We start from the raw sequence: 11,937 nt of genomic DNA, 5'->3' as shown, positions 1-11,937 counted from the left end.
CTTATGGGTCAGGTCGGTTCCATAAACCCGATCAGTCGGAGAATGCGGTGTCGCGCGGCCTGGCTCTGGGCCGCCGCGCCGCCTACAGCAACAACTGGATGTCGTGGGCCATGTCCTCGGGCGTGAGGGAGGGGCCGAGCAGGGCCCGCGCCTCGCCTTCGCCGTCCATCAGGTAGAAGGCGGACGAGTGGTTCATGGCGTAGTGCTCGGGCGAGGGGCCGGGCTCTTTGGCGTAGAAGGCCTTGAAAGAACGCGCGGTCTTGTCCAGTTGCTCGGGCGTGCCCGTCAGGCCGATGAAGGACGGATCGAAGGCCTGCACATAAGCGCCCAGGATCTCGGGCGTGTCGCGGGCGGGATCGACCGAGATCATGATGACGCGCACGTCGCGGGCCTGGTCGCCCAACAGCTCCAGGGCCTGTGCGGCTTGCGCCATGGCCGTGGGGCAGACGTCCGGGCATTGCGTGTAGCCGAAGAACACCAGCAGAACCTTGCCCTCGTAGTCGGCCAGCGTGCGCCGCTGGCCCGTGGTGTCGATCATGTCCAGGTCGCGTCCCAGGTGGGAGCCGGTGATGTCGTTGCCTTCGAAGGGCAGGGGTTCGGCTTGAGAAGTGCACGCTGGCAGGGCCAAAGCGAGGGGAAGGGCGGCAAGCGCGCCGGCCAGGAGCCTGCGGCGCGGGAGTGAGAACGGCATGATTCCATCTTCCAGATCGGTCAGTCGGCCGGGGCGGCGCCGGGGCGCCGTCCGGGTCGGGCATTCGCCGGGTCGGACGGGGGAGGTTCCGGTCAGGCGGTTCCCAGGGCCAGGCCGACCCAGTGATCCAGCAGCAGCGCGGCGAACAGCAACGCCAGGTACAGGATCGAATAATGGAATAGTTTACGCGCCCTGGCGTCCGAGTAGTTTCGATATAGAGCAAGGGATTGCCACACGAAGCGGCCGCTGAGCAGGCAGGCGGCGGCCAGGTAGGCCGGGCCGCTCATGCGCACGACGTAAGGCATGACCGATGCGGCGAACAGCGCAATGCTGTAGAGCAGGATATGCAACTGGGTGAAGTTCTGGCCGTGGGTGACGGGCAGCATGGGCAGGCCGGATTTTTCGTAGTCGTGGTGGCGGTACAGGGCCAGCGCCCAGAAGTGGGGCGGCGTCCAGATGAAGATGATCAACACCAGCAGCCAGGCTTCGGCCGGCACGGCGTCCGCCATGGCGGCCCAGCCCAGGGCCGGGGGCATGGCGCCCGAGAGGCCGCCGATGACGATGTTCTGCGGCGTCAGGGGCTTGAGGATGGCGGTGTAGATCAGGGCGTAGCCGACGAAGCTGGCGAAGGTCAGCCACATGGTCAGCGCGTTGACCTGGGTGTACAGGATCCACATGCCGGCGCCGCCCAGCACGCCGGCCATCATCAGCACCTGATGGCTGCCGATCTGGCCGGAGGCCGTGCCCCGCCGCGCGGTGCGCAGCATGCGCGCGTCGGTTTCGCGCTCGACCAGGCAGTTGATAGAAAAGGCGGCTGCCGACAGGAGCCAGATGCCCGCCGTGGCGTTCAACGCCAGCCAGGGATCCGGCAGCCCCGGCGTGGCCAGGAACATGCCGATCACCGCACAGAACACGGCCAGTTGCGTGACGCGCGGCTTGGTCAGCGTCAGGTACTGGCGCAGCAGGGAGGGGGGGCGGTGCGGTGCGGCGGCTGTCGTGGGCATAGTGGCATTCTAGGCGCTTCGGAACGCGCTGCGGTTAATGGGTTTCCCTGCTTGCGACGGCGGGTTTTCCGGCCCGGGACAGGCGCCACAGCAGGGTGACGCCCACCAGGACCAGGCCGGCGGCGCCGCCGTTGTGCATCACGGCGATCAGCAGCGGCCATTGGAAGAAGATCGTGGTCAGGCCCGTCAGCAGTTGCAGCGCCAGCAGGGCCAGCAGCAGGCGCGCCGGACCGGCCAGGCCGGGCGTGCGCCGCCAGCGCCAGGCCAGGATGCCCAGCAGCGCGATGACGAGGAAGGCAAAGTTGCGGTGAGTCCAGTGAATGGCGGTGAGCGCGTCCTGGGAAATGAGCTCGCCCGTCGAGAGCTGGCCCAGACCGCGCAGCAGGGCATAGCCCTCGCGGAAATCCATGGGCGGCACCCAGGCGCCGTGGCAAGTGGGGAAATCCATGCAGGCAAGCGCCGCGTAGTTGGTGCTGACCCAGCCGCCCAGCGCCACTTGCAGGAACAGCACCGCCAATCCAAGCGCCATCCAGGCGCGGCCCGCGCCCGGGTCTTCGGGTACGGGGGCGTGGGTTTTTTCCCGGGCGGCCAGCCAAGTCATCAGGGCCAGCAGGCCCATGCCCAGCACCAGGTGCGTGGTCACCACCAGCGGCATCAGCCGATGGGTGACGGTCCAGGCGCCGAAGGCGCCCTGCACGCACACCATGACCAGCACGCAGCCGGCCAGCACCGGGCTGCGGCCCGGCAGACGCCGCAGGCGCCAGGCGCATACGGCGATGGCGATGATCATCAGGCCGAGAAAAGCGCCCGCGTAGCGGTGGATCATCTCGACCCAGGCCTTGAAGGCGCTGACGGGGCCGTAAGGCATGGCCTCCAGGGCGGCGCGGATGTGTTCGCCGGCGCCCAGGGGGCTGAGATGGCCGTAGCAGCCCGGCCAGTCGGGGCAGCCCAGCCCGGAATCGGTCAGGCGCACGAAGGCGCCGAACATGATTAGGTCCAGCGTCAGGAACCAGGCCAGGAACACCAGCTTGCGGTAGCGCGCGAGCAGGCGCTGGCCGGATCCGGTGCGCGCGGCGGAAGACGGTGCGACCGAGCCGTCCATCAGCCGATCCTTGAGTTTTTCAGCAGCGTGCGGATGTCGTCGCGCACGTCTTCGGGTTGCTGGGCGTCGGGAAAGCGCATCATCAGGTGGCCCAGGGGATCGACGATCCACAGCCCTCGCGCCAGCGCTTCGACGGGATCCTCGGCCTCGGGCGCCAGCCAGGCCGCCAGGCGGGCGGGGTCGGCGCGCAGGATGTGCGTGCCGGCGTAGGCTTCGCCGACCACGGGCGCGGCCGGCGCATCGTCGATGATGAACCAGACGCGTTCCAGGCGTTCGACGGCCTTGCCTTGGCTGGCATGGGAATTGCGCAGCACGAACAACCCGCGCACGCAGGATTCGGGGCAGGCGCCCGGGCCTGCGCTGATCAGCAGCCATTGGCCCTTGAGCTGGTTCAAGTCGTAGGGCCGGCCCTGCTCGTCCCGCAGCGCCAGGTCGGCGGGAATGGGGCGCTGCGGGTTGACCAGCTCGCCATAGTGCGTGCGCGATTCGGGCCGCAGCCCCAGGGAGGGCACGTAGTAGGCCAGCAGGGCGAGCACGACCGGAGCCAGGCAGACCAGGAGGATGGCGATGAGGGGGCGGATGGAGCGGGTGGGAGCAGGTGCGGTCGTCATGCGTGGGAGGCCGGTGAGGGCCGGCGCAGGATGCGCCAGGCCGTGATGCAGGCCGCAATCAGTGCGATCGCGGCAAAGCTGAACCATTGCAGGGCGTAGTTGTAGTTCTGGCCGGCGTCCGTCGAGGGGCCGGGCCAGTCCTGGATCAGGCCGGAGTCGCGCGTGGGGGCCTGTTGCAGTACGACCGGCAGCAGGCTCAGGCCGGTGGCCGTTTCCAGGGCTTCCAGCGGCAGGTTCTGTACGCGCGGCGGCTGTCCGTCGCCTGTGGGGAAAGGCCGGGGCAGGACCGTATCGGCCGGGCCGGTGAGGCTGCCCAGGTCGAACAGTCGGGGCACCCGGTGCAGCAGCGTGCCCTCGACCTGGACGAGGCCGGCTTCGGCGTCCAGGTCGGGCAGCCCGGCGGGCGGCATCGGGCGTGCGATCCATCCTCGCAGCACCAGCACGGCGGTGCCGGGGCTGTCCTGCAGCTCCAGCGGGGTGGCGACCCACAGGCCGGGCTGTCCTTTGAGATTGCGATTGTCGAGGAGTACAGTAAACGGATTCAGCCAATGTCCGCGTGCGTTGGCCGGATGCCAGTCGGGGCCGTCGCGGTGCTGGGCATCGAGCGTCAGGGCCGGCGCCCGGCGACCCGCCTCGATGGCGGCCTGCAGCGTTTCGCGTTCATGGGCGCGGCGCAACTGCCACTGGCCGGCGCCGATGCAGACCGCGCCCAGCAGCACCAGCAGGACCAGGGCCAGGAAGGCCTTTGTGCGGGGTGCGGGCTGCTGCGGGGTCATACGATGCTTACATCCTGGTGTTGCGGGGAACGCCCATGAAAATTCTGATTGTCGTGCTGTTCCTGGGGGTGCTGGTCAGCCTCGGATCGGCCATGAAGTATCTCATGCAGGACCGGGGCCGTACCGACCGGATGGCCTGGGCCCTGACGTGGCGGGTGGGGCTGTCGATCCTGCTGTTCCTGTTTTTATTGCTGGCGTACGCCCTGGGCTGGATAAGCCCGAACATGGGATAGCCCCTGCGGACGATCCTGTGTCGGGCGAATCCGGGCGGCGTGCAAGCCGCGGGGCGCGGGGGTGCCCCGGCTGGAGGCGAAACCCGCTTTCTCCTGGCGCCTACAGCCAGTACACGAAGAGATACAGGCCCAGCCAGACCACGTCCACGAAGTGCCAGTACCAGGCGGCGCCTTCGAAGCCGAAGTGGTTTTCGGCGGTGAAGTGCCCGCGCACCAGACGCAGCCAGATCACGGTCAGCATGGTGGCGCCCAGGATCACGTGGAAGCCGTGGAAGCCGGTCAGCATGTAGAACAGTGCGCCGTAGGCGCCCGACGTGAAGCGCAGGTTCAGCTCGGTGTAGGCGTGGTGGTACTCGTAGGCCTGGCAGGCGACGAAGGTGAAGCCCAGGACGACCGTGAGGCCCAGCCAGAAGATGGCCTTGGAACGATGTGCCGCGCGCAGGGCATGGTGGGCGATGGTCAGGGTGACGCCGGATGACAGCAGCAGCGCGGTGTTGATGGTGGGCAGCCAGAACGGCCCCACGGTCTCGAAGGGCGCGATGGTGCCTGCCGGCCCCAGATTCGGCCAGGTGCCGCTGAAGCCCGGCCACAGCAGCGTCTGGGTGTCCAGGCTGCTCAGCCACGGCGTGGTGACTTCGCGGGTGTACCAGAGCGAACCGAAGAAGGCCGAGAAGAACATGACCTCGGAGAAAATGAACCAGGCCATGCTCCAGCGGTAGGAGTGGTCGATGCGCTGGCTGTTCATGCCGCCTTCGGATTCGCGGATGGCGTCGCCGAACCAGCCATAGAGCACCACGAACATGCAGAGGATGCCCGCCAGGCAGAGCCAGGGGCCGATGGCGTAGCTGTTGACCCACAAGGCCGCGCCGACCAGGGTGGCCAGCATGCTCAGGCTGGCCCGGATCGGGTGCACCGAATCGGGCGGGACGTAATAGTAGGGGGCCTCGCCGGCATGGGCTATCTGGGCTGTCGTCATTGTTGTCTCTCCTCTGGATCTTCCGTCTTTCAGGCCGTCGCCAGGCGCACGGCCAGTATCAGCAGCAATACGAACACCACCCCGCCGATCAGGCCCGCCACGATCAAGTGCGAGGGGCGGATGTGCGACAGGTCCTCGTCGTGGCCGGAGCGCTTTCGCAGCCCCAGGAACGCCCAGGCGACCGTGCGCATCGAACGCAGGAAGGTGTTGCGCGGTTCCGTCATGAATCGAGTCCGTACAAGTTCGCGCGCACAAAGGTCCAGACCAGGATGGCCACGGCGAACAGGGCCAGGATCCATCCGGTGCGGCGGTTGCGGCGGCGTTGCTCGGGCGTCATGTCATGCATCTCAGTGGCTGGCCTCGTACTGGGGCGGGGTCACGAAGGTATGGTAAGGCGCGGGCGAAGGCACCGTCCATTCCAGGCCCTCGGCGCCTTCCCAGGGGTTGGCGGCGGCCGGCGCGCCGTTGCCGCGCGCCGCCTTGATCACGATGTAGGCGAACAACAACTGCGACAGGCCGAACCAGAAGGCGCCGATCGTAGCGATCTGATGGAAGTCGGTGAACTGGGCGGAGTAGTCCGCATAACGGCGCGGCATGCCGGCCAGGCCGAGGAAGTGCATCGGGAAGAAGGTGATGTTGAAAGAGATCATCGTCATCCAGAAGTGCCACTTGCCCAGACGCTCGTCGTACATATGGCCGGTCCATTTGGGCAGCCAGTAGTAGGTGGCGCCGAACAGAGCGAACAGCGACCCGGCGACCAGCACGTAGTGGAAGTGCGCCACCACGTAGTAGGTGTCCTGGACCTGGATGTCGATCGGCGCGACCGCCACCACCAGGCCGGTGAAGCCGCCGATGGTGAACACGAAGATGAAGCCGATGGCGAACAGCATCGGGGTCTCGAACGTCATGGAGCCGCGCCACATGGTGGCCGTCCAGTTGAAGACCTTGACCCCGGTGGGGATGGAGATCAGCATCGTGCCGTACATGAAGAACAGTTGGGCGGTGACCGGCATGCCGGTGGTGAACATGTGGTGCGCCCACACCAGGAACGACAGGATGGCGATGGCGCAGATGGCATACACCATCGACGCGTAGCCGAACAGCCGCTTGCGCGCGAAGGTCGGCACGATCTGCGAGACCATGCCGAAGGCCGGCAGGATCATGATGTAGACCTCGGGGTGGCCGAAGAACCAGAACACGTGCTGGTACAGCACCGGGTCGCCGCCGCCCGCGGCATTGAAGAAGTGGGTGCCGAAGTGGCGGTCGGTGAGCAGCATGGTGACGGCGGCGGCCAGCACGGGCATCACGGCCAGCAGCAGGTAGGCCGTGACCAGCCAGGACCAGCAGAACAACGGCATCTTCATCAGCGACATGCCCGGGGCGCGCATGTTCAGGATGGTGACGATGATGTTGATCGCGCCCATGATGGACGAGGCCCCCAGGATGTGCACGGCGAAGATGGCGAAGTCCATGCCCGGACCCATCTGCAGCGACAGCGGCGCGTACATCGTCCAGCCCGAGGCGTTGGCTCCGCCCGGCACGAAGAAGGATGTGGTCAGCAGGATCGCGCCCACCGGCAGCAGCCAGAAGCTGAAGTTGTTCATGCGCGCGAACGCCATGTCCGAGGCGCCGATCTGCAGCGGGATCATCCAGTTGGCGAAGCCCACGAAGGCGGGCATGATCGCGCCGAAGATCATGATCAGCCCGTGCATGGTGGTGAACTGGTTGAACAGTTCGGGCTGAAAGAACTGGATGCCGGGCTCGAACAGTTCCGTGCGCAGCAGCAGGGCGAGCGTGCCGCCCTCCAGCAGCATGCAGAACGAGAAGATCAAGTACATCGTGCCGATGTCCTTGTGGTTCGTGGCGAACACCCAGCGCCGCCAGCCTTGCGGGGCGTGGTGGGCGTGTTCGTCATGCCCGGCTTGGGGCGGAATGTGGTCGACCGTGACGCTGCTCATTGAATGCCTCCTTCCTGGAGCGCGCCGCCTGCGGGGCGGCGCGAGGGAATATCGTGTGAATTCGCGTGTGGATTGCGGCTCGGATCAGCGCAGGGCCTTGACATCCGAGGGCTGGACGACGGGGTCGGGGCCCTTGCCGGCATTGTCCCACGCGTTGCGCGTATAGGTGATGACCGCGGCGATCTGCGTGTCGCTGAGCTGGTCGCGGAAGGCGGCCATCGCCGTCCCCGGATGCCCGTTCAGGACGGTCAGGATCTGGTCCTTCATCGGCGCCAGCACGAATTTGGTGTCTCCGTTCAAGGCGGGGAACGTGCCCGGGATGCCCTGGCCGTTGGCCTGGTGGCAGGCCACGCAGGTGGTGGAGAAGACTTCCTTGCCCTTGGCGATCAGCTCGTCGGCGGACCAGGTCTTGTTCGGGTCTTCAGCGGCGGCCGCCATGGCGACTTTTTGCGCTTCAGCCCATTTGGCGTAGTCTTCCTGGGTCTTGACCTCGACCACGATCGGCATGTAGGCGTGGTTCTTGCCGCAGAGTTCGGCGCACTGGCCGCGGTAGGTGCCCGGTTTTTCGGCGCGGAACCAGGTGTCGCGCAGGAAGCCCGGTACGGCGTCCTGCTTGACGCCGAGCTCGGGCACCATCCAGGCGTGGATCACGTCGGCGGCCGTCAGCACGATGCGGACCTTCTGGTCGACCGGCACCACCAGGGGGCGGTCGACTTCCATCAGGTAAGTATTGCCGATGGGCGCCTGGCCATCGATCTGCTCCTGCGGCGTGGACAGATTCGACAGGAAGTGCACGCCTGTCGCCGGGCCGTCCAGGTATTCGTAGCCCCACTTCCATTGGTAGCCGGTGGCCTTGATGGTGAGGTCTGCGCTGGTGGTGTCCTTCATGGCGACCACGGTGCGGGTGGCGGGGATGGCCATGCCGACGATGATCAGGAAGGGGATGACCGTCCAGGTGAGCTCCAGGCCGAGGTGCTCGTCGAACTTGGCGGCCTTGTGGCCCTTGTCCTTGCGGTGGCGGATGATGGAATACAGCATCACGCCGAACACGCCGATGAAGATCAGCGTACAGATGATCAGCATCATCCAGTGCAGGGAATAGATATCCCGCGCGATGGGCGTCACCCCGGTGGGAAGATTCAGTTGATTGACTGCCGGCCCTCCGGGCATGTCTTGAACCTGTGCCCCGGCTGCTGTCGCCCATGACAGCGCGATCATGCCCAACGACCCTCTGACCATCTTCATGTTGTCCCTTTGGTTGGCGTGTATTTTTTTCCAGGACGGTTTGACCTTCGTCAAAGAAAGGCGAGGGCGCGACCGGATCCTGCACACATGGCTGGATCGCCAGACCGTACAATGAACTGCGGGTGCTGCGGCCTGAGTATCCTTATAAACCTGAAGGGATTATAGCCACTGGCTGCGGCTTGTGTAGCCGCGTTCATGTCCTGTTCATCCGCTTTCGGGGTTTCCACCAATCCTTGCCGCGTGCGGACGACTGCGGATTGGCCGGGCGCGCGGCATCCCCGGCCATGGCGTCTCCCCTGCCTCGCGCCTTGCTAGGCGCCCGGATTCGTCCCGCACGAGCGGGCCGCAGGGACTGCCCCGAGTCCGGACTCATCCACTACAATCCCCGGATGAATTTCTCTTCAGCGGCCTTTGCCTTGGACGACCTCCTGGCGCGCAACGCGCGCCTGGTCCGTCGCGCCCAGCAGTTGCCGCCCGCCGGCGCCCGGCCGGCCACGATTTCGGGCCGGGTCGGGGGCTGGATCGGCCCCGCCGCCTTGCAGGCCGTCACCGGTCTTCCGGGCGTGCGCATCGAGCCCGAGGCCGTGCATTTCACCGCCGCGCCGGCCGCCCGGCTGAACCTGAACGCCGTGCTGCGCGGGGCGGCGATGGCCTTGCAGGCCGCCGGCTGCATCCGCACCTGGCGCGATGAACTGCTGGACGTCATGGCCGAAGGCCGGCCGCTGGCGCGCATCGAACGCGGCGCCGTGCGGCCCCTGGGCCTGTTGACCCAGGCCGTCCATCTGAACGGCTGGTCGCCGGACGGCCGCCTGTGGGTGGCGCGCCGCGCCCTGAACAAATCCACCGATCCGGGCCTATGGGATACCTTGTCGGGCGGCCTGGTCGCCGCGGGCGAAGACCCTGAAGCCGCGCTGCTGCGCGAAACCCTTGAAGAGGCCGGCCTGCCGGCCGTGGCGTTGGCGGGGCACGGCCCCCTGCGCACGGTGCTGCGCATGCACCGCCGCCTGGACGACGGCTACCAGGTCGAAAACGTGCTGCTCAGCGATTGCGTGCTGGACGCCGGCGCCGCGCCCAGGAACCTGGACGGCGAAGTCCTTGAATTCCGATGCCTGGCGATGCCAGAGCTCTGGGATATGATCGTTCACGGAGCCTTCACGCTGGAGGCCGAGCTGGCCATCCTGGATTCGCTGAGGCACCGCTTTCTGGCGGCTTCCGGTCGAACGGCCCCCTGAGGTCCGGCGCGCAGACCGCCATTCAATCATTCCGGCATGATGCCGGCGGAGGCAATCCATCATGGTCCAAGACTCCACCAATCCTTTTGTGCTCCCCGGCTTCGGCCAGCAGGGCGAAGCCGCCCACAATCCGTTGTTCGCCGGCCTGGACATGATGCGCCAGGCCTGGCAGAACATGGCGGGCGCCGGCAGCCTGGATTCGGCATCGCTGGCGCCGATGTCGCTCGAAGATCTCGACCGGCGAATCCGCGAATTGCAGACGGTCCAGAATTGGCTGCAGTTGAATGCCACGATGCTGGCCAACACCATCCAGGGCCTGGAAATCCAGCGCAGCACCCTGAGCACCCTGAAATCCTTCGCCGGCGGCGCGTTTCCGGGCGGGACGGCGGCCGGTGCGGCCGAGACGGCGGATGCGGCCGGCGCGGACTACGCCCGTGCGGCGGGCGACTGGTGGGGCCTGGTGCAGCAGCAGTTCGAGCAACTGGCGAGCGCGACCGCGGCCGGCCTGCAAGGGATGGCGGAATCCGCCGGGCAGGCCGCACCTCCCGCCGCCAAGCCCAAGCGCGCTGCGGCGCGCGAAAAGCCGGCCGCCCCGGCCCGCAAGGCCGCCGCCAAGAAGGCCGCCGCCAAGAAGACGCCGGCCCGCCGGTCCCGCAACTGATCCGTCCGTGTCCGGCCTGAGCGGCCGGGCTTTCCGATTCAATCTCCACGCGTCATTTCATGCTGAACATCATCATTCTGGCCGCCGGACTGGGCAAGCGCATGCAGTCCGAACTGCCCAAGGTGCTGCATCCGATCGCCGGCAAACCCATGCTGGCCCATGTCCTGGATTCTGCGCGCGCCTTGTCTCCCGACCGGATCGTGGTCGTCACCGGCCATGGGGCCGAGCGAGTCCAGGCGGCCTTTGCGGAGCAGGATCTCCGCTTTGCCTTGCAGCAGCCCCAGTTGGGCACAGGCCATGCCGTGATGCAGGCGTTGCCCCAACTGCTGGAAGGCGGTGCGGACGACGTCAGCCTGGTGCTCTATGGCGATGTGCCCCTGGTGCGCGCGGACACCCTGCGGGCGTTGCTGCGCGCGCGCGGCACGGGGCTGGCCCTGCTGACCGAGACCCTGGCCGATCCCGCCGGCTACGGACGCATCGTGCGCGATGGTCAAGGCCGCATCTGCCGCATCGTCGAGCATAAGGATGCCGATGAGCAAGAGCGTGCCATCCGCGAGGTCAATACCGGCATCCTGGCCGCGCCCACGGCCGCGCTGCGGGATTGGCTGGGCCGGATCGACAACCGCAACGCCCAGCAGGAATACTATCTGACCGATGTCGTCGGCCTGGCCGTCGCCGACGGCGTGCCCGTGTCGCACGCCCAGCCGTCCGCCGGCTGGGAAACCCTGGGGGTCAACAGCCGCGTCCAGCAGGCGCAACTCGAACGCGTCTGGCAAGGCGAGCAGGCCCGCGTGCTGCTGGAGCAAGGCGTCACGCTGGCGGACCCGGCGCGGTTCGACTTGCGCGGGACGCTCACCTGCGGGCGCGACGTCTTCATCGACGTGGGCTGCGTATTCGAGGGCGAAGTCCGCCTGGCCGACGGCGTGCGCATCGGGCCGCATTGCGTGATCCGCGAAGCACGCATCGGCGCGGGTACCGTGCTGGATGCCTATAGCCACGTCGACGGCGCGCAGGTCGCCGAGGACGCCCGGATCGGGCCTTACGCCCGCCTGCGGCCGGGCGCCGACATCGGGCCGCAGGCCCACGTGGGCAATTTCGTCGAACTGAAGAAAACCCGCCTGGGCCGGGGCTCCAAGGCCAATCATCTGGCCTATCTGGGCGATGCCGAGATCGGCGAGCGCGTCAATGTGGGCGCGGGCACCATCACCTGCAATTACGATGGCGTCAACAAATTCCAGACGGTCATCGAAGACGAGGCCTTCATCGGCTCGGATACCCAGTTGGTGGCGCCCGTGCGGGTGGGCAAGGGCGCCACGCTGGGCGCCGGCACGACGTTGACGCGGGACGCGCCCGCCGGCGAGCTGACCTTGTCGAGAGCGCGGCAGCAGACCGTGCCGGGCTGGAAGCGGCCGACGCGCAAGTCGTGATGGCGTAGGCGCGAGACCGTC

The 11,937-nt window shown here is 67.3% G+C and carries 14 protein-coding genes; 4 read left to right on the top strand and 10 right to left on the bottom strand.

Features of this window, described 5'->3' with window-relative positions; genetic code table 11:
- Positions 1 to 82 precede the first annotated feature (82 nt).
- The 5 genes from ABRZ00_RS04470 to ABRZ00_RS04450 all read right to left on the bottom strand — a co-directional run bounded on the left by ABRZ00_RS04470 (position 83) and on the right by ABRZ00_RS04450 (position 4,184).
- A complete protein-coding gene (locus ABRZ00_RS04470) occupies positions 83 to 694 on the bottom strand; it encodes an SCO family protein (RefSeq protein ID WP_343838385.1) in 612 nt (203 codons plus the stop codon).
- An 89-nt stretch (positions 695 to 783) separates the two neighbouring features.
- The gene (cyoE, locus tag ABRZ00_RS04465; RefSeq protein WP_368640983.1) at positions 784 to 1,695 is read right to left on the bottom strand and encodes a heme o synthase; all 912 of its coding nucleotides are present in this window, start codon (positions 1,693 to 1,695) and stop codon (positions 784 to 786) included.
- A gap of 34 nt (positions 1,696 to 1,729) precedes the next feature.
- Positions 1,730 to 2,797: a COX15/CtaA family protein gene (locus ABRZ00_RS04460; protein ID WP_343837716.1), complete on the bottom strand. Its 1,068-nt coding sequence runs from the start codon at positions 2,795 to 2,797 to the stop codon at positions 1,730 to 1,732.
- Positions 2,797 to 3,408 carry a hypothetical protein gene (locus ABRZ00_RS04455; protein WP_343837718.1) on the bottom strand — a complete coding sequence of 204 codons (612 nt, stop codon included), beginning with the start codon at positions 3,406 to 3,408 and terminating at the stop codon, positions 2,797 to 2,799. The genes ABRZ00_RS04460 and ABRZ00_RS04455 overlap by 1 nt, the downstream gene beginning before the upstream one ends.
- Entirely contained in the window at positions 3,405 to 4,184 is a 780-nt protein-coding gene (locus ABRZ00_RS04450; protein ID WP_368640984.1) for an SURF1 family protein, read from the bottom strand. The genes ABRZ00_RS04455 and ABRZ00_RS04450 overlap by 4 nt, the downstream gene beginning before the upstream one ends.
- Before the next feature lie 35 nt (positions 4,185 to 4,219).
- On the opposite strand from ABRZ00_RS04450, the gene ABRZ00_RS04445 reads away from it, so the two are divergent.
- Positions 4,220 to 4,417, top strand: coding sequence for a twin transmembrane helix small protein (locus ABRZ00_RS04445; protein WP_368640027.1), 198 nt, complete (start codon positions 4,220 to 4,222; stop codon positions 4,415 to 4,417).
- 100 nt (positions 4,418 to 4,517) lie between these two features.
- Here the strand turns inward: ABRZ00_RS04445 and ABRZ00_RS04440 are convergent, their stop codons facing one another.
- The 5 genes from ABRZ00_RS04440 to coxB form a co-directional block, all read right to left on the bottom strand.
- On the bottom strand, positions 4,518 to 5,393 hold the full coding sequence (locus tag ABRZ00_RS04440; RefSeq protein ID WP_368640985.1) for a cytochrome c oxidase subunit 3: 876 nt from the start codon (positions 5,391 to 5,393) through the stop codon (positions 4,518 to 4,520).
- Between the two features lie 29 nt (positions 5,394 to 5,422).
- Positions 5,423 to 5,617 (bottom strand): DUF2970 domain-containing protein, encoded by a 195-nt coding sequence (locus ABRZ00_RS04435; protein ID WP_343837727.1) that lies wholly within the window; start codon positions 5,615 to 5,617, stop codon positions 5,423 to 5,425.
- Positions 5,614 to 5,730 (bottom strand): cytochrome oxidase small assembly protein, encoded by a 117-nt coding sequence (locus ABRZ00_RS04430; protein ID WP_343837729.1) that lies wholly within the window; start codon positions 5,728 to 5,730, stop codon positions 5,614 to 5,616. The genes ABRZ00_RS04435 and ABRZ00_RS04430 overlap by 4 nt, the downstream gene beginning before the upstream one ends.
- 10 nt (positions 5,731 to 5,740) lie before the next feature.
- A complete protein-coding gene (gene ctaD, locus ABRZ00_RS04425) occupies positions 5,741 to 7,351 on the bottom strand; it encodes a cytochrome c oxidase subunit I (protein ID WP_343837731.1) in 1,611 nt (536 codons plus the stop codon).
- Between the two features lie 84 nt (positions 7,352 to 7,435).
- Entirely contained in the window at positions 7,436 to 8,596 is a 1,161-nt protein-coding gene (gene coxB / locus ABRZ00_RS04420) for a cytochrome c oxidase subunit II (protein WP_343837733.1), read from the bottom strand.
- 389 nt (positions 8,597 to 8,985) lie between these two features.
- Here coxB and ABRZ00_RS04415 point away from each other — a divergent pair, with 389 nt between their 5' ends.
- The 3 genes from ABRZ00_RS04415 (at position 8,986) to glmU (ending at position 11,916) form a co-directional block, all read left to right on the top strand.
- The gene (locus ABRZ00_RS04415; RefSeq protein ID WP_343837735.1) at positions 8,986 to 9,828 is read left to right on the top strand and encodes an NUDIX domain-containing protein; all 843 of its coding nucleotides are present in this window, start codon (positions 8,986 to 8,988) and stop codon (positions 9,826 to 9,828) included.
- 61 nt (positions 9,829 to 9,889) lie between these two features.
- Positions 9,890 to 10,489 (top strand): PhaM family polyhydroxyalkanoate granule multifunctional regulatory protein, encoded by a 600-nt coding sequence (locus tag ABRZ00_RS04410; protein WP_343837738.1) that lies wholly within the window; start codon positions 9,890 to 9,892, stop codon positions 10,487 to 10,489.
- Between the two features lie 59 nt (positions 10,490 to 10,548).
- Positions 10,549 to 11,916 (top strand): bifunctional UDP-N-acetylglucosamine diphosphorylase/glucosamine-1-phosphate N-acetyltransferase GlmU, encoded by a 1,368-nt coding sequence (gene glmU / locus ABRZ00_RS04405; protein ID WP_368640986.1) that lies wholly within the window; start codon positions 10,549 to 10,551, stop codon positions 11,914 to 11,916.
- Positions 11,917 to 11,937: the final 21 nt, after the last annotated feature.

Source organism: Castellaniella ginsengisoli, from assembly GCF_040955415.1.
Taxonomy (GTDB): Bacteria; Pseudomonadota; Gammaproteobacteria; order Burkholderiales; family Burkholderiaceae_B; genus Castellaniella; species Castellaniella ginsengisoli.
This window is presented reverse-complemented; position numbering and strand designations above follow the sequence as displayed.

Coding starts and splice junctions, on each gene's coding strand:
- ABRZ00_RS04435 (WP_343837727.1), bottom strand. CDS start 5,617: ATGACGGAACCGCGCAACACCTTCCTGCGTTCGATGCGCACGGTCGCC.
- ABRZ00_RS04430 (WP_343837729.1), bottom strand. CDS start 5,730: ATGACGCCCGAGCAACGCCGCCGCAACCGCCGCACCGGATGGATCCTG.
- cyoE (WP_368640983.1), bottom strand. CDS start 1,695: ATGCCCACGACAGCCGCCGCACCGCACCGCCCCCCCTCCCTGCTGCGC.
- ABRZ00_RS04445 (WP_368640027.1), top strand. CDS start 4,220: ATGAAAATTCTGATTGTCGTGCTGTTCCTGGGGGTGCTGGTCAGCCTC.
- coxB (WP_343837733.1), bottom strand. CDS start 8,596: ATGAAGATGGTCAGAGGGTCGTTGGGCATGATCGCGCTGTCATGGGCG.
- ABRZ00_RS04460 (WP_343837716.1), bottom strand. CDS start 2,797: ATGGACGGCTCGGTCGCACCGTCTTCCGCCGCGCGCACCGGATCCGGC.
- ABRZ00_RS04455 (WP_343837718.1), bottom strand. CDS start 3,408: ATGACGACCGCACCTGCTCCCACCCGCTCCATCCGCCCCCTCATCGCC.
- ABRZ00_RS04410 (WP_343837738.1), top strand. CDS start 9,890: ATGGTCCAAGACTCCACCAATCCTTTTGTGCTCCCCGGCTTCGGCCAG.
- ABRZ00_RS04415 (WP_343837735.1), top strand. CDS start 8,986: ATGAATTTCTCTTCAGCGGCCTTTGCCTTGGACGACCTCCTGGCGCGC.
- glmU (WP_368640986.1), top strand. CDS start 10,549: ATGCTGAACATCATCATTCTGGCCGCCGGACTGGGCAAGCGCATGCAG.
- ABRZ00_RS04450 (WP_368640984.1), bottom strand. CDS start 4,184: ATGACCCCGCAGCAGCCCGCACCCCGCACAAAGGCCTTCCTGGCCCTG.
- ctaD (WP_343837731.1), bottom strand. CDS start 7,351: ATGAGCAGCGTCACGGTCGACCACATTCCGCCCCAAGCCGGGCATGAC.
- ABRZ00_RS04440 (WP_368640985.1), bottom strand. CDS start 5,393: ATGACGACAGCCCAGATAGCCCATGCCGGCGAGGCCCCCTACTATTAC.